The organism is Lederbergia galactosidilytica, assembly GCF_017873565.1.
Classification (GTDB): domain Bacteria; phylum Bacillota; class Bacilli; order Bacillales; family Bacillaceae_C; genus Lederbergia; species Lederbergia galactosidilytica.
Genome location: NZ_JAGGKH010000003.1, coordinates 234,103 through 256,172 on the forward strand (window position 1 = coordinate 234,103; position 22,070 = coordinate 256,172).

Here is a 22,070-nt window from a genome sequence, read left to right on the forward strand (position 1 = left end):
GTCCCGTATCCCTAAGGCAGGAGACTTTGGAGCCTGTGTTACGGGTGCTTTTTCTTATGAGCACCATGTTGTTTTTGTTTATTTCTTTCCAAGAATTTCTCAAAGTCAGAGAAAGAGTCTTCTTGTTCAGTTGAATGGCTAGAAGACGTGTCATCAAAGGAAATTTGACTTAGATCCTTATCTAAAACGTTAGGTTCAGATCGTAGCTCATCGTGACGATGAATCAAATCCGCAAAAGACGTTTCATTTTCTTTAGTTTGGATGGAATGGGGGCCAAACAGGTCCTCGTATAAATCGTGTACAGGCTCCTCGTCGCTCGATATATTAGGTTGATCAAGCGAAAAGTCTTGGACAGATGCTTCCTCTTTCGGTTTCACCTTTATCTTACTTAAGGCTTGAGCAAACCGCGCGAAAGGATCTTCTTCTAAATGAATGATATTTCCTTGCTCTTGTCCTTCTCCTGGGTCATCATTTACCGTCTCTTGACTTTCTTCATTGGGTAAAACTGGTGGGGCGGAATCAAAACCTCTTTCATCTTCCCATTCACTTGTTTGTACGATCAATTTTTCCACTAAAGCAAACCCATCTTTTAAACATTGTAAACGTGATCGATAGCGTGAGGTCCCGCGAGTTAACTGTGTCTGAACACTTTCAAATGTTGAATCAAAAAAGACCAATGTATGGGTTTTCTCAGGAACGGAGATTTCTAATTTTAATGTAGAGATTTTTTCTGGTTCTTTATTTTGAGCGATTTGGTCATTTATGATCATTTTCACATCACTTACATTATTGAAATCATATTCCAAAACATCAAATGACATTTCTTTTATAGGTTTATTCATATCAAAAGGAAGCCAAATACAAAGAAGTTTTTCTTGTTCATCTAGTGCAATCCTAGTTAACAAGGAATCAGGTGATACGACCTCCGTTTCCTTAAAAGATTTCCTCTTTGGTCGGAAACTAGCTATATAGTTTTTAAATCTTTCGCGATTAGCATCCTCTATTTCCGAAGCCCGAGCCATAAAAGCAATCGAAATAACGAGAAAAATAATTAACAAGACAATACCGACGCCGAATTGCCCGATTGAGATTAAAAATATTAAAAGACCAATCCCTAATGGGATAAACGAGCACCCTAAGTAGCCGATAAAATTTGAACTATGTGAGGGCAAGGTGAAAATCTCCTCTCTAAATCTGTCATTTTATTAGTTTTTACGAGCTATAGAAAGAAAAGTTTCAATTCATTACAAATTGATTTTATCATTGTCTCCCCAATTTTAATTGCATACGATATTATAATTCATTTGCAAGGGGATGTATGCGAAATGGGCTTATTTATAAATGAGGATCAATATCCTGAGCTTTTTAAAAATACTAGGCATGTGCAGACACAAAATCAAAGAAGTTATCGATATGATGACTGGACAGAATTTTTAAAGGAACAAAAGCGTGCAAATCAAGAGTTAAATCAGGCTTTCCTTATCCTCAATCAGTTACATCAAAAGCAAGCTAGTAAACAAGAACATCAGTGGCAAGAAATTGGGGGACAGATTGGAGAGCTTAGACAAATTAATTTTCAGCGAGAAGCCTTTGAAAAGTTTGCTTTAGAGCTTTTAGAGAAAATAGAACAGCAGCAAAGAGAAGGAGTGGAATTAGAAGAAAAGCAAAAACGGGAAATCTTTGAACAGATCGAAATGACCTATTTATCGAATGGGGAGATTCGGCAGAGATTAGAGCAACTAAGTTCTATTGGGGAAAAGATTGTCACACAAGTTGCAAAACAAGAGTTGTCTCAAGAACAATTATCGCATCAGCTTCATGAACTACAACAAGAAACAGTAAACAAATTAGGAGAGCAAGAAACGAAACAGCAAACGCTAGATAAGCAAATGGAAAAGCAAGACGCCCGTCATCAAGAACTAATAGCAAGACTGGAAAAGCAAGAAGCTGTCTCGGAAAAAATCATACGGGAAATTCAGCATATTCGCTCAGTTCTCTTTGAAAGAGCAAGCTACTTAGCTGAGAAAATCGAAAATGGTTATAAACTCACCTCCTCTTATTTTCAAAAGATAGTCCATGGTTCTAATCCTCCGTCTTCTGAAAAAGAAAAAGTGAAATAATCTGGGGACAGTCCCCCATCGCGGTAATGCTTTAATACGGTGGGGGACTGTCCCCATAATATTTTATGACAATTGTCATCTGAAATCCATTACATAATCAACTAAAATTCCGGTTGTATGAACAATAGAATAGAGAGTAAAGAAGTTGGGGGTGGAGTGATGGAACCGGTAGTAAAAATTGAACAATTATCAAAGGTGTTTAAGGGGAAAAAAGCGGTGAATAATGTGTCCTTTTCTATTTATCAAGGGGAGGTTGTGGCGATTCTTGGACCAAATGGAGCGGGAAAGACTACGACCATTTTGATGATGCTTGGCTTGTTAAATCCGACGGTGGGATCAGCGCGATTATTTGGCAACGATACGAAAGCAAAAGAAGTTCGGGAAAGAATTGGTGTAATGCTTCAAGAAGTGAGTTTAATGGATGGATTAAAAGTGAAAGAAATTCTCCGTCTGTTCCGTAGTTATTATCCTAATCCACTTCCATTAGAAACATTAATGGATATGACAGGATTAGAGGAAACTGATTTAAAAAAGCGAGTGGAGAAATTATCTGGCGGGCAGAAACGCAGGGTAGGTTTTTCTTTGGCATTGGCTGGGAATCCAGATTTACTCTTTTTTGATGAACCAACGGTAGGAATGGATGTCACTGCTCGAAAAGCCTTTTGGGAAAACATTCTAGAATTAAAGAAGCAAGGTAAAACGATTCTTTTTTCTACGCATTATTTACAGGAAGCAGATGATATTGCTGATCGGATCATTTTATTTCAAAATGGCTCGATTATGGCGGATGGGAATCCAGGTGACATGAAACGGCAATTAACTAAGCAATCTGTCTCCTTCATCACAAAAGAGCGAATACCGAAAAACTTTTTTCTCCAAGAGTCTTTTGTCTCTGATTGTTTTGAACAAGACGGAAGAATGGTTATTTTGACAAATGATACAGATGCTGTTCTAGCAAAAATTTACACACAACAACTTGAAGTAAAGGATATTCGCGTTGAAAGAGGGCGATTAGAAGAAGCTTTCGAACAATTGATGAATCAGGGAAAGCAAGGTGAGGTAGTGTGAAGATGTTTGGGCATCAATGTCAAGCTGAAATGCTTCGAATGCTAAGAAATCCTTATTACCTATTCTGGTCACTATTAATGCCAATTGTGTTTTATTTTATTTTTACAAAAGTAGTAAATTACGATGTTCCTGACAAGGATGAATGGAATGCCCATTATTTGATGTCAATGACTACTTTTAGTGTGATGGGCAGTTCGATTATGACCATGGGTATACGCTTAGTGGAGGAACGCTCACAAGGATGGACGACTTTTATTCGGGTCACGCCATTATCGGATTTAGTATATTATTCGGCGAAAATGGTTGGACAGACAATGGTTCATATATTTTCGGTATTAGTGATTTTTATTGCGGGGGTTCTCATTAATGGGGTCAGTTTGTCCGTTTGGGAATGGCTTGCTAGTGCAGGCTGGATTTTACTTGCTTCACTACCATTTTTAGCCATAGGCACTCTGATTGGAACGATGAAGCGTGTCGATACAGCGATCGGCATTAGTAATGTGATGTATATGGTGCTTGCAATTTCTGGTGGAATGTGGATGCCGATGGACGTATTACCAAATATTATTCAAAAAATAGGAGCTTGGCTACCAGCATACCATTTCGGAAATGGTGCTTGGCAAATTATTCGGGGGCATGCACCTGAATTTAGAAATTTCGCTATTTTAGCGGCATATCTGCTTGTATTCATGTTATTATCAACCTATATAAGGAAGAAGCAGGAAGCGGTGTAGCTAATGAGGAAATTTCATTTATTTCCACCTAAGTTTGGGTTTTTCCCCTATGTTTTTCTAATTTATCTTCTTATGCCAATTTTTTATGTTTCATATGAAAAAGGGTGGAAGCTGTTCTTTGGCTACGCCCTCATTTTCCTTTTTCTAATTTCATATAGGCAACTTTTTTGTTATCCACCTGTAAAAGTGTATGTTTCTTGGCTAACGATACAGCTTGCCATCATTGTCGTCTTAAGCCTTTGGTATGGACCTTATAATTTATTCTTAGGTTTTTTTCCGGCAAACTTTATTGGCTGGTTTGAACAGAAAGCTTTGTTTAAACGAGCTTTGCTTACATTTAGTTCTGTACTTCTTGGTACTCTGCTCCTATTATTTATCCAAGGAGCTTATATTGAAACACTCACCTTTTTACCCTTTATTGCTGTGATGCTTGTCTCTCCGTTTGGCATTCGCTCGATGAATAAAAGAATGGAATTGGAGAAGAAATTGGACCAAGCCAATGAAAAAATTAAAGAACTGGTAAAAAGAGAGGAAAGAGTCCGAATTGCGCGGGACCTTCATGATACATTAGGGCATACACTTTCACTGATTACGTTACAAAGCCAGCTTGTGCAACGATTGGTGAAGAAACAACCAGATCGGGCGATTGAGGAAGCGAGCGAAATGGAAGCCACTTCACGATCAGCCCTTCGCCAAGTTCGAGAATTGGTTGGAGAAATGCGGGCGATGACAATTGCGGAAGAATTAATCCATATGGAGAAAATTCTAAAGGCGGCAGGGATTGGCTTTTTACAAAAAGGTGGAAATGAGTTCGCCCATCTTCCTCCGCTGGTACAAAATATTATTGCGATGTGTTTGCGTGAAGCAGGTACAAATATTGCTAAGCATAGCAAAGCCGAGAATTGTGTCGTTCATTTTCAACAAGAAAAAGGCTTCTTTTTAATTGAGATCCGAGATGATGGCATCGGCATACCCGAAAATCTCAATGTCGGCAATGGGTTACGAGGAATGGAGGAACGGTTGTCATTACTCGATGGTCAAGTAGAATTTAGAACAGACAAGGGGATGATCTTGAGTATTACAGTGCCGCTAATTGTGAAGCAAGAGGAGATGACGTTATGATTCGAATGATCATTGCAGAAGACCAACGGATGCTTCGGGGAGCATTAGGAACATTATTAGACTTTGAAGATGATTTGCAAGTAATGGGGCAAGCGAAGGATGGGAAAGAAGCCTTGGCTTTAATTCAACGTCTACAGCCTGATATTTGTTTACTGGATATTGAGATGCCACTTAAAAGCGGACTAGATGTTGCGGAGGAACTAAAACGTTTACGCTCACCATGCAAAGTGATCATTCTGACGACATTTGCACGGCCGGGATATTTTGAACGAGCAATCAAGGCCGAAGTTCATGGTTATTTATTAAAAGATGGCTCCATTGATGAATTGGCGGATTCAATTCGGAAAGTGATGCAAGGGAAACGAGAATATGATCATGAGCTCATCCTTAATGTGTATCAAGAGGATAATCCTTTAACAGAAAGAGAGCTAGAAATATTACGATTATCAGCTGAGGGAAAAACAGCGAAGGAGATTGGCAAACAACTTTATTTATCAGCCGGAACTGTTCGGAATTACATGTCTGAGGTTTTACAAAAATTAGAAGCGAAAAATAAAATTGAAGCGATTGCGCTGGCACAGGAAAAAGGCTGGATTTAAGAGGAAAGACACCAATAGAAATGGTATGCTATAGGTAAAAGAGTGAAGTTCGGGAGGGAATTTGACATGCATTTATATCGAAGTGGCACGTATTCAATAGAAGAGTATTGGCAAATTCGCGAAAACAGTGATGCATTACTAGAGTATATTGATGGAGTAATTTACATGTCTCCATCACCTTCGACGAAACATCAACGGGTTTCACGCAAGCTTGAACGAGCATTTGAGGACTTTCTTGAAGGGAAACCATGTGAGTTGTTTCATGCCCCTTATGATATTGAATTAAAAAGTTCGAACATCGAAGGGACAAAAGTCGTCATACCGGACATCAGTATTATTTGTGACAAAACTGGCTTTACGGATGCTAGATATGTCGGTGTTCCGGAATTGCTTGTTGAAATTCTTAGTCCTTCCAACCAGTCACATGATTTGATCACGAAGCTTAATCTTTATATGAATTATGGTGTCAAGGAATATTGGATTGTTAACCCAATGCTCGACACCATCACGGTCTATACTCTGAATGAAGAAGGAATGTATGAGCAGCATGATAATAAAGCAGAAACGGGCCTGATTACCTCCAAGTTTTTTAGTGGTTTTCAAGTGAATTTGATGGAAATTTTTTAAATAAAGAAGAGGCAGGGACAAAAGTTTTTTAATAACTAAAGATCCGAACAATACGATGTTTGAGCATGTACTATACTTCGCTTTCCGTGGGCGGTGGGCTGCTCCCCTAATGTTGGACACTCCATCCAACATTAGGAGGTCTTGAAAATGTCCAAGTATAGTAATGAGTTTAAGCTGCTAGTAGCCCAACGATATGAAAATGAAATCATTAGTTATCGTGACCTGGCAAAGCAATCCGGCATTGACGAATTGGTAATCCGTTATTGGGTATTGTTATTTCAGCATCATGGAGACCAAGCGTTTAATTTTCCCTATACAAATTATCCGGCAGCCTTTAAACTAAGGGTAATTCAATTCATGAACGAGACGAATTATTCCATTCGAGAGGCATCAGCCCTTTTCCATATCCCGGATCCCAGTATGGTTCGTAGGTGGAGGAAAAAGTGGGAAACAGGTGGAGTAGATGCCCTTGAATCAAAAGAGAAGGGGCCATCTATTATGACATCTCGTAATCAAAAGAAACATACTTCCGCAGATCTTTCCAGCCAATCAAGAGAAGAGTTGGAAAAGGAACTCGAGTACCTCCGCATGGAGAACGCCTATTTAAAAAAGTTAAGAGCCTTAGTTCAGAAAGAGACATCACCAACAAAGTCAAAGCGAAAGTAATATTCGAACTAAGGCACGCATTTCCGGTGATCAAGATGATACAGGTAGCCAACCTGGTAAGAAGCACCTATTACCATATTGTGAACAGCTGGAAACAGCCAGATCCCGACCGCAAGTGGAAAAGAAGGATCACGTTCATCTATCACCGACACAAGGGCCGCTATGGCTATCGCCGTATTACAGATGTCCTCAAGGAAAAAGGATACGAAATAAACAGAAAGAAAGTCTTGCGGCTAATGAGAGATTTAGGGCTCCAATGTATAGTCCGAATAAAAAAATATAAATCTTACAAAGGAGCATACGGGAAAGCAGCCCCCAATATTTTGAAACGTAACTTTAAGGCTGAAAAGCCAAATCAAAAATGGGTGACAGACGTAACGGAATTTAAATTATTCGGGGAGAAACTGTATCTCTCTCCGGTATTACCTTTTTAACGGCGAAATCATTACCTATACCCTTCAAACCAGACCTACCTTTGATTTAGTGGAAACGATGTTGGATCAAGCATTAAAATCCATTAAGGAAGGCGACAAGCTCTTGATCCACTCTGATCAGGGCTGGCATTACCGTATGCCCCAATATCGAAAAAAGCTGAAGGAAAATAAGATTAGACAGAGTATGTCCCGTAAAGGGAACTGTTATGACAATGCCGTCATAGAAAACTTTTTTGGAATACTTAAATATGAATTCCTGTATCTACAGGAGTTCGACAGCATAGAGCATTTTAAAATAGAATTGGATCAATACATGTATTACTACAACCATTTACGAATTAAATCAAAGTTAAATCGAAAAAGTCCAGTGGCTTATCGAGAGAACTTTACATTAACCGCATAGGAAATGAGTGTCCAATTTTATGGGTCCACTGCATTCCGAGCTGCGGGGTCTCACCGATGCCTTTTTTCCCACAGGAGTCTCCGTATATTTCCTCCGCTATTTCATTAAATTGTTCGTTCCTAAAGTTGGCTGTTTTACTTATGTCCCAGCCTCTTTCCTTGAACCACAACGCGGGCAGGAGCTTAGCTCAGCGTCAAATTCATATTGACAATTCGAGCATTTTCTTAACGTTGTTCCAAGCTGTTTCTTCAGAAACTGATCTTGTTGTTGTAGATAATAAAGAATCGTCTCTTGTTTTTCCAGTACGTTGGCTAGAGCAAATTGGATGGTTGCGAAGATGACACCTCCCACGAAGGTAAGAAGGAAGATCCAAAAGCTTCCAGAAAGCAGGCCGATCACTAAACTTACCAGAACCCCAATAATGCCAAAAATATATAAAGCCGTTACGATTCCAATCACTTCCTTTTAAAAAAGAAAAATCGACAAAGTTCGGGACGTTCCAGGCACTTTAGAAGGCGCCTGCACCGCCACCACCACCAGAGCCGCCGCTACTGCCAGAAGAGCCACCGCCACTACTCGAGGAGTAGCTGCTGCTGTAGGTTGATTGGAAGGCAATGTGATGATAGGAATAAATTTGCGCTGTTTCTACGGGAGCAATCAGAAATGGATACAGTTCTCCTGTGGTTGTTGCGTGAATTTTCTCACCGTAATACGATTCGAATAAAGATCCTTGCTCTAATGCAATGGCATGTTGAAAACAGGTCTCCAATCGGACTTCATCTGTAGGAAGCTGTAACTGATTTTTTCTTAGTCCTTTGATCCACTTCTTCATTCCCCTATAATATGCTGCTCCATAATACGTAGAGGATACGGTTGGCAGGAAGGCGGAAATCAGTATTAAAGGAAAAGTCGTTGCTTGTAAGTATTCCATCCCTGGATCAAGTCCAGCCGCAAAAATGACTACAAGCAAAATGAAAAATAATATGGTTGAGAGTACACGATCATGTTTCCCGAACGCGATGAATAAATAGACAATGGCTATTCCCGCCATTCCAAGATAAACCTCCAAACGGTCTCCCATTCCCATTATTAAATTAATCACAGTCCATATAAGCCACACAGGAATGATTCCATATTTGAATATTTTCCTTAACTTGACAGGTTCGATCCAACGATGGAGTTCTGGATCTTTGGAAGCCAGTTTCTTCCATTCCTTAAACTGTTTTTCAAAATCCCTTATTTCTCTGCCTCGTTGTTCTTTATTCCGCCAATTCTGCGTCTCCGTTCCAATCGTGCTAAGAGGAATTTGATCTAAAGAAAAAACTCGCTTTCCATCTTGCGTTTCGGTAAATAGCCAATCAATGAAATACTTTTCATGTTCGGATAGATCAGAAGATTCCTTTTCTAAGATAAATGTAAACGTATGATCTGGTGCATACTCATCCTCTTGATATTCTAAGCTAGATGGGATGTGTTCTACTGATACATAGCCCTTTTGATGGAGGCGGAAGAGGACGGCATTGATGTCCTCTGGCATAAATTTTAGTTTTCGTTTTAATGCTACTAATATAAAAGAATCCAATTTCTCTATTTCGGAAAAATCTGCTGAACGTCCAAAGAAACGCACAAGTCGCTTTGGAAAAATAATGGCATACAAAGAAAGTACTAGAAAAAGAATGAAGAAAACGAGACTCACTTTCTCGGAAATTGGTAGCCAGTCATTCCTCATCGACAATTTTTTCTTATAATGATCTTCCTCTGCTAACATGGTTGGGAGCATTTCCTTGTTCTCTGTATATTCCATTTCACTTAGAAACTCACTTGGAAATAAGAGTCTTAACTCAAATGGTTCTCCGCCTGGAAGTTTCTCATTGTGATAGTATAATCCGGATTCTGTCAGCTCCATTTTCCCACCAGTTAAATCATGAATAAATCCATGAGTATTCTCCGAAAGTTGATTTTCTCCGTATAGATGGACAAAGATACGCAGATGGTTAAGGTCATTATCTCCCATTTCATCAAAAAAGCGCCAATAAAATTCCCCTACATCTTCGTATTTATTGGCCACGTTTTTGAGTCGATAGCGATAAAAGACCTTTTTCGTTTCATCCTTATAGGGACGATGAACTTTGTACGTATAATCTTCCCTTTCTACCTGAAGCGGTGTCACGTTTTCCGGTGTGATTTTTCCCATTTCCGCGTCATCCGGAACCTGGTAGCCTTCGAAAAATTCTACGCCATCAAAATCATCATCCCCAATAATCCGGGTTGTGCCATTAAATTTCCCTGCAAACGTATAGGTATACAATTCCTCTACATACAAATCACCGTCAGGATAAATATAGGCATTGACATCAACAGCATCGATCGAAAAAGAACGCGCTTCCACTTTGGCAGGAAAGAAAAACAATAAGAAAATCGGGATCACAATGAAGAGGGTTTTCGTTTTAGAAAACAAAGAGCCTCCACCACCTTTCTCTTATTATCGTCATTTAAACAAACACGAAGAGGGACTGAAATACTATAATTTAGTGAAATATTAATTTGTGATCCGGATATTTTGAAAGGGGAAAATGACCAGCTTGCTTTTCCCGATGATACGATCTTTAGGAATATAGCCCAAAGAAAACGGAGCAACGCCACGACTATCCATACTATTGGGGCGATTATCTCCCATGACAAAATAGTGATCTTTTGGAATGATCATGGGTCCGAAATTTTCCGTTAACTTGGTCCCATGTTGGCCTGTAAACTCCTTCGCTTCCGTTAAATATGATTCTTTTATTTCCTTTCCATTAATACGCAAGTGATCATTTTCCATTTCGATTGTTTCACCTGGGAGCCCAATCACCCTTTTCACATAGTTCAATTTCTCCTCACGATCCTTTATGATGACGATATCCCCACGGTGAATCTCTCCTACCCAATTGATAGTCTTACTGACAATGATCTTTTCTCGATCATGTAGAGTCGGTTCCATCGAAGCGCCATCAACTGTGACAGGGGTAAATAAGAATGTACGAATGGCGATCGTGATGATCACGACAAAGGCCAAGGTCTTCAGCCATTCATACTTGTTTTGTTTATCTTCCATACATAGATCCTCCTTCAGCAAACACCTCTTTATATTATAAGGAGAAATGGAGTGAAATGGTAGAATTTTAAGAAAAGCTCAAGAATAGGGCATTGGTCCTTTGTTTGCATTAAACCTTGAGGTTTCAAAGAAAACCTGATACGCTTTTTGATGAAAAAATGCTGGAAATACATATACAATACCGGTTATGAAGTGGGAGGAATTATTTTGTGGGAAGAGTTTAAAAAATTTGCGATCCAAGGAAATGTCATGGACTTAGCAGTGGCGGTAGTAATTGGAGGTGCGTTTGGGAAAATTGTTACCTCATTGGTTGAGAATATTATTATGCCACTTGTTGGCGCTTTACTAGGCGGGCATAGTTTTGAAAAACTGCAATTTAAAATTGGGAGTGCTGAAGTAGCTTACGGAGTATTTATCCAAAGTGTTGTCGATTTCTTTATTATTGCAGTTTCCATCTTCCTGTTCATTAAACTATTGGGCGGCCTGAAGAGAAAAAAGGAAGAAGCTGTATTGGAAGAAGAAACAGAGATTGCACCAGATGTAGCGCTGCTTTCGGAAATACGTGACTTATTAAAAGAACATAATATAGAGAAGGATAGAATCAAAAGCTCTTAAGATGAACGGCGGCGTCGTGGAAGTGGCGTCGCTGTTTTGAATTAAGAGCTCATTTTCTTCGTTTGGATATTGTGCATCACCATTTATGAGCACGCCCCCTGTTTCCATAGGGGCATTCCAAACGATTTGAGCACCGTTTGCCTCGAGGATGAGAAATGTAAAAATGAAAAAGGAAATTTTTTATATTTCTGTGCCTGCTTTGCCTTTATTCCGGTAAAGTTTATACCATTCTTGGATGACCGGACTCACGGATAAATCCAAGTTTTCTAAAGCTTCTTTTAGTATGTTGTACTGATGATCTACTAAGATACCATATTGGAAGCCAGCATATAGCTTCATCAAAGAAAAATGAGCATGTTCATCTTCAGGAGCCTGTGCACAAATTTTAAGATACCAAGATTCGGCCCTTTCTAATTCTAGATTGCTTTCATACCAATCTGCTATGCGAGACGCCATTTTAATCCATAATTGCTCTAAACGGTGGCGCTCTCCTTCCACCCAAATATAATCGTAGTTATGTAGATAAGGCTCTTTATATAAATGCATTATCTTCTCATATTCCCGAATGGTTGTGGAATGGAGAGATGGTAAACTTTGAATGGCCTTTTCCCACTCTACAACATTAATTAAGCTATTTTGCACGACAAGTTTATAACCACCTGACACATTTTTTATCGATATATGCTCTCGCACGGGATGCAATGTTTTTCTTGTGTGGTAGATGGCGGTATACAATTGGGGAAACGCCTTTTCTTCTTCCATTTCCGGCCATAAGATCTCCATTAACTCTGTCTTATGGATAAATTTCCCGAAGTTGTGTAATAAATAAAGAAATAGTTCCAGCGATTTAGATGTTCGCCATTTTAACTTCATTTCTTCATCATTGATAGATAGAGACAGCTCGCCACTCACATTAATTTCTAAAAGATTTTGCGCGGAGCAGACTTCACTAGCTTGCATTTGTAGTTTTTCTTCAATTCGTTGCAACGTTTTTCGCAAGCGGTCTAACTGGATTGGTTTCATAATATAATCAAGCGCATTTAATTCAAAAGCTTGTATAGCATATTCTTGGTAACCGGTTACGAAAACGACAATAAGCGATGAATTGATTTCTAGAAGCTGAGTCGCAAGTTCTATTCCACTGGTTTGCGGCATTTCGATATCCAGAAAGGCAATTTGAACTTCATTAAGTAAATTTATATGTTTCTGAACTTCGAAATGGGTGAATTTCCCTGCAACTTTCATAGTACTTATTTTCTTAATCTGTAATTCAAGATATTCCAAAGCAAGTGGTTCATCATCAATTAGAATCGCTTTCAAAAAACATCCCCCCCTTACCTCGATAAGAATATTCTATTCATTATATTGTATAAGATGTATGCAAACAAAACAATGCATATTAACGAATAACACTTCTTTATACCTAAACCCTTCAGTTTAGAGCCAAACTTTGTTTAGAAATTGTTGAGCGGCGAGGTTTAAAGTGCTTTTAGCATGCACATGTATGCTATTGATCATAAGGGAAGGGGTAGAGTAAGTGAGAAAGAGAGTAAGTCTGCTATTTATTATGTTGCTACTTATGCAGACGTTATCGAATGGTCTTATGCTTGCAGCACCAGCTCAAGCAAAAGAGCATACAGATAACGCGTTTTCTGGTGTGGACATCGCAGAACCAAATGGAGAATCCTCCACTGTTGATGTTCGAGTGGATTGGGATCTTAAAGGGATAGACCTGGAAGTCGAGAACCAATTCGTTTTTCCACTCCCTGAAGAGATACAGATACAACAAGCACAATCAGGAAAATTATTAGATAAAGAAACAGAAATAGGAGAATATAAAGCCTCAGCAGATGGCCTCATTTCAGCTAGCTTTAACGAAAAAGCTAAAGAACATCCAGAAGCAAAGGGCAATTTCATGGTACAGGCCGAGCACGTAAAGCAAGAAGTGACGGAAGATGAACCAGATCAAGCAACACAGAATGAAACAACTGATAAAGAAGAAGTAAAAGATGAACCGTTAGAAGAAGTGACGGAATCAGATCGTGCTGATGAACAGCAAGAAGAAAAAGCTTCTGATACCGAAGGAACTGCAGAAATAGAAACGGACAAAGAGGAAAAAGAGGAAGAAACAGTAGAAGTGAATACTGATGAGGAACAAGAAGTAACAAATGAAGAAGAGATTAAAGAAACAGTAGAGGATGAAGGAACGGAAAAGAAAGATACCGCAACTTCTGCTGCAACTGATGTTCAACCACAGGCTGTGGAGTTAGGGAATATCTTTACCTTTGATTATTTTAAAGTTAATGAGGAAGATGTTGAAGATGGGGCTGTCATTGAAATAGGGAATGGTACGAAGGTAGAAGTAGCATATGCTTGGGATACAGAAGGACTTAATGCAAAGGCTGGTGACACGGCATCCATCAAACTGCCAGATATATTTAAACGGGTTAATGTACCAAGTCAACGAATTATGACTAACGGTGTAGATGTTGGGGAGTATAGTATTGTTGATGGCGAACTTAGATTTGTCTTCAATGAAAATATTGAAGATAGTGCTGTTCAAAATGGCTTTGTAGGTTTAAATTTACAATTTAATTTAGAAAAATTCCAAGAAAATATAGTACAAAAGATCCATTTTAATGATAAAAGTGATAAAACACTTACTGTCATTGCAAAACCAAAAGGGGATATTAGTACTATCACAAAAGAAGGTCATCCTGATCGAGAATTGAATGCAAGAGAAATAACTTGGACGATCGATATTATGAATGACCATGAGGAAGCAATTACAAATGCAACGTTAAAGGATATTATTCCAGATGGTTTAGGGGAACCAAGAGATTTTGTTATCAATGAATTATCGATTGGATTGAATGGAGATAAGCGTGTTGGTGCTGAATTTAATGCAAAGCCACAGGTGGATGGAAATGAATTTAATATTGAATTTGAAAATATAGCACCATACCAAGGCTATAGAATTCAATATACAACAACGATAGAAGATTATACGATTGATAGCTTTACAAATGATGCATTGTTCTCTTATGGAGGTGCAGGATTGCCAGCAAAAGCAACTGTGAAGGGACTTGAACGAAGCAATCCAATTGAAAAAAGTGGAGTATATAATGATAAAACTGAACAGTTAGATTGGAAAATTATAGTTAATGAATCTGGTGGAGAGATTGATGAGGCAATTGTAAGAGATGAACTAGCAGATGAATTGAGTTTAGTAGAAGGATCTATAAAAGTTCATAAGTTTAATAGCAATTGGAATTGGATAGAAGAAAAAAGTGCTGAGAAGTTCCCAATCAATTTAGGTCAAGTAGGATCTGATGAAATTTATCAAATTACATTTAGCACAAATATCGATTGGTCAAAAGTTAATGATGGGGATTATCAACGTGACAATGAATTTACGAATCACACTGAATTATACGACGGAGAAATGAAAATAGGGGAAAATGATGCGACGGTAAAGTATTCGAGACAGTCACTTCTTGAAAAATCAGGAACCTCCAATGTAGATTATGATAATAAAACACTTACTTGGACAATTGATGTTAATAAAGCGAAACATCCGGTAAATAATGTTGTCGTAACGGATTTGATTCCAAAAGGATTGAGCATTTCTGAAGATGATATTTCTATAAAAGATGAAGAAGGAAATGAAATTACGGCTAAAAGTATAACAACTTCAGATGCAGATGATGGAAAACAGAAAGTTAGAATCGACTTAGGAAATATCGGTGACAAACATATTCAAATTACCTATACAACTAAAATTGAAGACTTTGAGATCGATAGTTTTGACAATGCCGCTTCTATGGAAGGTGATGGCATCGGTGAGGGTACACCTGGTGATAGCTTCACAATCAACCCACCAGCGAATAGTTTTAATAAAAGCTTTAAATCTATAGACTACAATAATAAAACTATTGAATGGGAACTTAAAGTAAATCCGATAAGAGATGCTATAACTTCATTAGAAATAGTTGATACCTTCCCAAATAAAGGGTTGATCTTATTACCTGATACATTAGAAATTAAAGTTGATAAAGGATCTATTGAAAAAGAGAGATACACTCTCACTCCAAATACAGAAAATGATGATACAGGTTTTCATAAAGGGTTTACTATTAAGTTTGATGACCGCCTACTACCATTAAATAATGAAATGGTAATTACGTATCAAACATCCTATGACCCACAACTTGAAGTTGATGGTAAGAAATTAGACAAAAATGAAAGTGAAGATAGAGTTTATAAAAACCACGCTAAATTCACTGGAGAAACTGAAAATGGTATTGGCTTCGATGAAGGGCGGGATGCTCAAACAAAAGTGAGAGAAGACTCATGGAACAGTGGTAAAAAAGTTGGGAAATTAGTCCATGTAGATAATGATGGGAAACTGGTTGATGGCTGGCAAAGCGGCTCTGAAAGAAAAATTGCTTGGCAGCTATATACGAACTACCAACAGCAAAAGCTTGGAACGGGTGTTGTTATTACAGATACATTGGATTATGAAGGAACGATTGATCCACACAGTATCAAAGTATCAGTCTATGAAGTAGCTGCTAATGGTGAAACAAACATTACAGGACCTAAGATAGATGACTATACAGTTACCGTTGAAGGTGATGAGTTCACTTTAACGTTTAATGATAATTTTGAAGTAAAAGAAAGATATGTCATCGAATTTACAACAAGTGTCCCGAATATTTCGCAACCAAAATACACAAACAACGCAAAGGTTAAAGTTGGCCGGGATGAATATCTTTACTCAGGAACGGTTAATTATGACAAACATGATCGATTCCTAGAAAAAGGAACGATTGGTCTAGACGGTAATCAAGTTTTCACAGGAGAAGAGATTGACTGGCAAGTTACAGTGAATGAAAGTCTCTCCACTATCATGAAGGATGTTACCATCACGGATACGATAAGCCCGGGACTGGTTTATGTAGAAGACAGTCTTGAAATTGAAAAACTGAATGGTCCTGTTTTAGAAGAGGACGTTGATTACACACTTGATGTAAGTGTAAATGAGAATGACGAGACTATATTAGCAATTGAACTCACAGAGGATCTGAACGAGACCTTGGTATTGAACTACACAACTGTTGTAACAGAAACAGATGGTGAAGTTAACAATACTGTTAGTTTTAAAGGAACTGGCATCGATGAAAAAACGGTTGAATCTGAACGTATAAATGCAAGAGAATTTTCTTGGGTAGGCGGAGAATTCAACCCAAAAAGAGGAGCAATCGTGGTTACAAAGGTGGACTCTGAAGAAGAGGAAGTAATTGCAAATAATGAAGCTACCTTTATCCTTGAGTTTGAACTAAATGGTGAAAGAATTCAGTTTGGAGAGGAATTCACCACAGAAAAGGGTGTTCTGGAAATAGGAAACTTACCTCTTAGAACCTATTATCTCAAAGAGGTGGAGTCACCAAATGGATATGTTTTATCAGATAAAGAAATAGAAATTAACGTGGATGAACCATATGGTAACAACAAAAAAGTTTTTGAAGTAGATTTTGAGAATACAAAGGAAAAAACAAATATAACTGGAACAAAAGTATGGAAGGGCGGAGAATCCGTCAGACCAGATTCTATCCAGCTTCAATTATATAGAGATGGGGAAGCCTACGGTAAACCTGTTACTTTAGAAGATGGAGAAACAGAATATACTTGGACCGGTTTAGATGTAACAGATATCGATGGAAAGGCGTATGATTACACCGTCGATGAAGTTGATGTTCCAGACAATTTTAAGAAGACCATATCAGAAGATGGCTTGACTGTTACAAACGAATATAAAATTGAACAAGTAACTGTCTCTGTGAATAAGGAATGGGTAGATGCAAATGACCAAGACGGCTTGCGTCCTGATTCTATCACAGTGAAACTACTTGCAAATAAAGAAGAAACAGATCTTGAATTAACTCTAGATGCAGAAAACGGCTGGGCGGGTGAGTTCACTAAATTACCAGCAACGGATCAAGCAGGGAAGGAAATCACCTACACAATCGAGGAAGTAGCTGTTAAGGGTTACGAAAGTAAAGTAGAAGTTAATGAAGATAATCCATATGACTTCACGCTAACAAACAGTCATAAACCAGAGCTAATTAACATAACAGGAACGAAGACTTGGGAAGACGCCAATAACCAAGACGGTAAGCGCCCTGAAACCATTACAGTAAACCTTTTAGGAGATGGTGAACCACTCCGTTCTGTCGAAGTAACAGAAGATGATGATTGGAAATATAGCTTTACAGATTTACCAAAATATAAAGCTGGAAAAGAAATTAATTACACCATTACCGAGAACACAGTTGAAGGTTATTCTCAACAAATTGTCGGTTATAATATTACAAACAGCTATACGCCAGAAGAAACAGCTGTCACTGTAACGAAATATTGGAATGATGTGAATAACCAAGATGGTAAGCGTCCAGAAAGCATTCAAGTACAATTAACAGCAGATGGCGAACCAGTTAGTGAACCAATCGAGTTAGCGCAGGACAGTAATTGGAACCACACATGGTCAGAGCTACCATTAAATAGTGATGGAAAACCAATCAAGTATTCTGTAAAAGAAATAACAGAACTAGAGGAATATGAAATGGCAGTGAATGATGAAGATCACGGTAACATTATCATCACAAACAGCTATACACCTGATGTAACTGAGGTTTCTGGTGAGAAAATATGGGATGATGCTGACGACCAAGATCGTAAACGTCCAGATACCATCACTGTAAATCTACTAGCAAATGGTGAGGAAGTTAATACAACAGAAGTTACAGCAGAGAATAATTGGCAGTACAGTTTTATAGACCTACCGAAATTTGCAAATGGTTCTGAGATTAAATACACGGTTACAGAAGATCCAGTAGGAGACTATGAAACTACAATTGAAGGATTCAACATCACTAATAGCTATATACCAGAAACGACAGAAGTTTCCGGAAAGAAAACATGGGATGACGCGAATGACCAAGACGGCGTACGTCCAGAATCTATTACGGTTAATCTTTTAGCCGATGGTGAGGAAGTTGGTTCTGTTGAAGTAACTGAAGAAGACAATTGGGAGTACAGTTTCACAGATTTACCGAAATATAATGCCGGTAATGAAATTGTATATACAGTCACTGAGAACTCGATAGAAGAATATACAACGGAAATCAATGGTACAGATATTATCAACCATCACACTCCGGGACAGACAAGTGCAACGGTAACGAAGCACTGGGATGACGCAAATAACCAAGATGGCATTCGTCCTGGAAGCGTTGAAGTACAACTAACCGCTAATGGAAATGAGTATGGAGATCCAGCAGAATTATCTCCAGAAAACGACTGGACTTATACTTGGACAGAACTCGATGAAAAAGAGGCTGGAGAAACCATTGAATATTCAGTAGTTGAATTAACAGATTTACCGGAATATGAAACAACAGTAAATGATAAAGATCATGGCAACATCATTATCACAAATAGCCACACCCCTGAGGTAACAGAAGTATCTGGAACAAAAACTTGGAATGATGCAAATAACCAAGATGGCATCCGTCCGGAATCAATTACAGTAAATCTTTTTGCGAATGATGAATTTGTCAAGTCAACGAAAGTGACTGAAGCAGATGATTGGGAGTATACTTTTTCGGATCTGCCAAAATTCGAAGCTGGAGAAGAAATAGTTTACTCAATTACAGAAGATCATGTAGAAGGTTACGAAACTACAATTGACGGGTTTAACATTACAAATGCTTATACACCTGAAGAAATTGAGGTTAATGGTGTTAAAACATGGGATGATGCCAATAACCAAGACGGTGTTCGTCCTGAGAAAATTACTGTAAATCTTCTTGCAAATGGTGAGAAAATACATTCAGTAGAAGTAACAGAAAAAGATGACTGGAAGTACAGCTTCACAGACTTGTCGAAGTATGATGCTGGTGAAGAGATTGTGTATACTGTTACGGAAAATACTGTAGAAGATTACACAACAGAAGTGAAAGGTTATGACATAACAAACCATCACACACCAGGAAAAACAAGTGTTACAGTCACAAAACATTGGGATGACGCGAATAACCAAGATGGCATCCGTCCAGCAAGTATTGAAGTACAGTTAACAGCTAATGGTGAATCAGTGGGTGATCCTGTTAAACTGTCAGAAGAAAACAATTGGACCTATACATGGGATGAATTGGATGCAAAAGCGGCAGGAAAAACCATTGTATATTCTGTAGTTGAAATTACTGAAGTTCCGGGATATAAAACAACCGTAAACGATGTAAACCATGGCAATATCATAATGACAAACTCGCACACGCCAGAAGTAACGGAAGTAGCTGGTAAGAAAACATGGGATGATGCCAATAACCAAGACGGTGTTCGTCCAAAGAAAATTACCGTAAATCTTCTCGCAAATGGTGAGAAAATAGATTCAGTAGAAGTAACAGAAAAAGATGACTGGAAGTATAGCTTCACAGACTTACCGAAATATGAAGCTGGTGAAGAGATTGTGTATACAATTACGGAAGATACTGTAGAAGATTACACAACGGAAGTGAAAGGTTATGACGTGACAAACCATCACACACCAGGAAAAACAAGTGTTACGATCACAAAACATTGGGATGATGCGAATAACCAAGATGGTATCCGACCAGCAAGTATCGAAGTCCAGTTAATAGCGGATGATGAATCAGAGGGTGATCCCGTTAAGCTGTCGGAAGAAAACAACTGGACCCATACATGGAATGAATTAGATGCAAAAGCATCAGGAAAGAGCATTGTATATTCTGTAGTTGAAATTACTGAAGTTCCGGGATATAAAACAACCGTAAACGATAAAAACCATGGTAATATCATTGTGACAAACACGTACACACCAGAAGTAACGGAAGTAGCTGGTGAGAAAACATGGGAAGATGCTAATGACCAAGATGGAATTCGTCCAGAGTCCATTACTGTAAATCTATTAGCAGATGGTGAAAAAGTTTCATCAGAAATAGTAACTGCTACAACGGATTGGAGCTATAACTTCACAGATCTGCCTAAATATAATGCAGGGGAAGAGATAGTGTACACTATTTCAGAAGAAGCTGTGGAAGGTTATACAACGATTATTGATGGTTACGACCTGACAAATAGACACAAACCAGAAGTAACGGAAGTAGCTGGTAAGAAAACATGGGATGATGCCAATAACCAAGACGGTGTTCGTCCAGAGAAAATTACCGTAAATCTTCTCGCAAATGGTGAGAAAATAGATTCAGTAGAAGTAACAGAAAAGGACGACTGGAAATATAGCTTCACAGACTTACCGAAATATGAAGCTGGTGAAGAGATTGTGTATACAATTACGGAAGATACTGTAGAAGATTACACAACAGAAGTGAAAGGTTATGACGTGACAAACCAGCACAAACCAGGAAAAACAAGTGTCACCGTCACAAAACATTGGGATGATGCGAATAACCAAGATGGTATTCGACCAGCAACTATTGAAGTGCAGTTAATAGCGGATGATGAATCAGAGGGTGATCCCGTTAAGCTGTCGGAAGAAAACAACTGGACCCATACATGGAATGAATTAGATGCAAAAGCATCAGGAAAGAGCATTGTATATTCTGTAGTTGAAATTACTGAAGTTCCGGGATATAAAACAACCGTAAACGATGAAAACCATGGCAATATCATAATGACAAACTCGCACACGCCAGAAGTAACGGAAGTAGCTGGTAAGAAAACATGGGATGATGCCAATAACCAAGACGGTCTTCGTCCGGAGAAAATTACTGTAAATCTACTCGCGAATGGTGAGAAAATAGATTCAGTAGAAGTAACAGAAAGGGATGACTGGAAATATAGCTTTACAGACTTGGCAAAATATAAAGAAGGTGAAGAAATCACCTACACGGTAGACGAAGAAGCTGTGGAAGGTTATGAGAAGAACATCGATGGCTTCAATATTACCAACAAATTAATCTATGGTACGGTAGAGCTTACAAAATATAACGAAAAAGACGAAGTTTTAGCAGGAGCAACTTTTGAACTGCTGGATCAGGATGGTGAAGTTTTACAAACCGATCTAACAACAGATCAAGCAGGAAAAATCATTGTTTCTGATCTAAAACCGGGGGATTATCAATTTGTTGAAGTGAAGGCTCCAATTGGATATGAATTAGATAAGACACCAATTGTCTTCACAATTGAAAAGGGGAAAAAAGAGAGTACGAAAGTAAAAGCGGTCAATAAAAAGTCGTCTACACCAAAGCAAGAAGACCCTGGAGACCAAGAAGATCCTGAGAAGCCAGGAAAGGATCCAGTGGACAATGAGAAGCCTAAGGGAGAACAAGTTTCAAACAAAACTCCAAAGGTGCCAACAGATACTATGAATAAAATAGTTACGAATCAAAAACAGAAATTACCGAATACAGCAACTAATTATTACAACATGATTTTACTTGGAATCAGTATACTAATAATCGGGCTAGCTTCGTATCTTATCTATCGTCGCAGAACGGAATAAAAGTAACAAAAAAAGCTTTCACAAACAGAAATCGTTTGTGAA

Annotated in this window: 13 protein-coding genes and 1 pseudogene; 9 read left to right on the forward strand and 5 right to left on the reverse strand. The window is 38.4% G+C overall.

What is annotated here, in order from left to right; translation table 11 throughout:
• Nucleotides 1-38: 38 nt before the first annotated feature.
• Nucleotides 39-1,172, reverse strand: a complete 1,134-nt coding sequence (locus J2Z23_RS04555; RefSeq protein WP_209973339.1) for a hypothetical protein — start codon at nt 1,170-1,172, stop codon at nt 39-41.
• A 153-nt stretch (nt 1,173-1,325) separates the two neighbouring features.
• Here J2Z23_RS04555 and J2Z23_RS04560 point away from each other — a divergent pair, with 153 nt between their 5' ends.
• The 7 genes and pseudogenes from J2Z23_RS04560 to J2Z23_RS04590 all read left to right on the forward strand — a co-directional run bounded on the left by J2Z23_RS04560 (nt 1,326) and on the right by J2Z23_RS04590 (nt 7,773).
• Entirely contained in the window at nt 1,326-2,120 is a 795-nt protein-coding gene (locus J2Z23_RS04560) for a coiled-coil domain-containing protein (protein ID WP_057981907.1), read from the forward strand.
• Nucleotides 2,121-2,279: 159 nt separating this feature from the next.
• On the forward strand, nt 2,280-3,188 hold the full coding sequence (locus J2Z23_RS04565; RefSeq protein WP_057981908.1) for an ABC transporter ATP-binding protein: 909 nt from the start codon (nt 2,280-2,282) through the stop codon (nt 3,186-3,188).
• On the forward strand, nt 3,185-3,922 hold the full coding sequence (locus J2Z23_RS04570; RefSeq protein WP_420795703.1) for an ABC transporter permease: 738 nt from the start codon (nt 3,185-3,187) through the stop codon (nt 3,920-3,922). Before J2Z23_RS04565 ends, J2Z23_RS04570 begins: the two co-directional genes overlap by 4 nt.
• Before the next feature lie 3 nt (nt 3,923-3,925).
• Entirely contained in the window at nt 3,926-5,044 is a 1,119-nt protein-coding gene (locus J2Z23_RS04575; protein WP_057981910.1) for a sensor histidine kinase, read from the forward strand.
• Entirely contained in the window at nt 5,041-5,643 is a 603-nt protein-coding gene (locus tag J2Z23_RS04580) for a response regulator transcription factor (protein ID WP_057981911.1), read from the forward strand. Before J2Z23_RS04575 ends, J2Z23_RS04580 begins: the two co-directional genes overlap by 4 nt.
• 66 nt (nt 5,644-5,709) lie before the next feature.
• Entirely contained in the window at nt 5,710-6,270 is a 561-nt protein-coding gene (locus J2Z23_RS04585; protein WP_057993874.1) for a Uma2 family endonuclease, read from the forward strand.
• A 147-nt stretch (nt 6,271-6,417) separates the two neighbouring features.
• A pseudogene (locus tag J2Z23_RS04590) lies at nt 6,418-7,773 on the forward strand (IS3 family transposase).
• Between the two features lie 138 nt (nt 7,774-7,911).
• Here the strand turns inward: J2Z23_RS04590 and J2Z23_RS04595 are convergent.
• The 3 genes from J2Z23_RS04595 to lepB form a co-directional block, all read right to left on the reverse strand.
• Nucleotides 7,912-8,232, reverse strand: coding sequence for a hypothetical protein (locus J2Z23_RS04595; protein WP_057993873.1), 321 nt, complete (start codon nt 8,230-8,232; stop codon nt 7,912-7,914).
• Between the two features lie 49 nt (nt 8,233-8,281).
• Entirely contained in the window at nt 8,282-10,231 is a 1,950-nt protein-coding gene (locus J2Z23_RS04600; RefSeq protein WP_209973341.1) for a DUF2207 domain-containing protein, read from the reverse strand.
• Between the two features lie 81 nt (nt 10,232-10,312).
• The gene (gene lepB / locus J2Z23_RS04605) at nt 10,313-10,867 is read right to left on the reverse strand and encodes a signal peptidase I (RefSeq protein ID WP_209973343.1); all 555 of its coding nucleotides are present in this window, start codon (nt 10,865-10,867) and stop codon (nt 10,313-10,315) included.
• A 207-nt stretch (nt 10,868-11,074) separates the two neighbouring features.
• On the opposite strand from lepB, the gene mscL reads away from it, so the two are divergent.
• A complete protein-coding gene (mscL, locus tag J2Z23_RS04610; RefSeq protein ID WP_057993870.1) occupies nt 11,075-11,482 on the forward strand; it encodes a large conductance mechanosensitive channel protein MscL in 408 nt (135 codons plus the stop codon).
• Between the two features lie 180 nt (nt 11,483-11,662).
• Here the strand turns inward: mscL and J2Z23_RS04615 are convergent, their stop codons facing one another.
• Nucleotides 11,663-12,802 carry a response regulator gene (locus J2Z23_RS04615; protein WP_209973345.1) on the reverse strand — a complete coding sequence of 380 codons (1,140 nt, stop codon included), beginning with the start codon at nt 12,800-12,802 and terminating at the stop codon, nt 11,663-11,665.
• Between the two features lie 217 nt (nt 12,803-13,019).
• Here J2Z23_RS04615 and J2Z23_RS04620 point away from each other — a divergent pair, with 217 nt between their 5' ends.
• Nucleotides 13,020-22,028, forward strand: a complete 9,009-nt coding sequence (locus J2Z23_RS04620) for a Cna B-type domain-containing protein (RefSeq protein WP_209973347.1) — start codon at nt 13,020-13,022, stop codon at nt 22,026-22,028.
• Nucleotides 22,029-22,070: the final 42 nt, after the last annotated feature.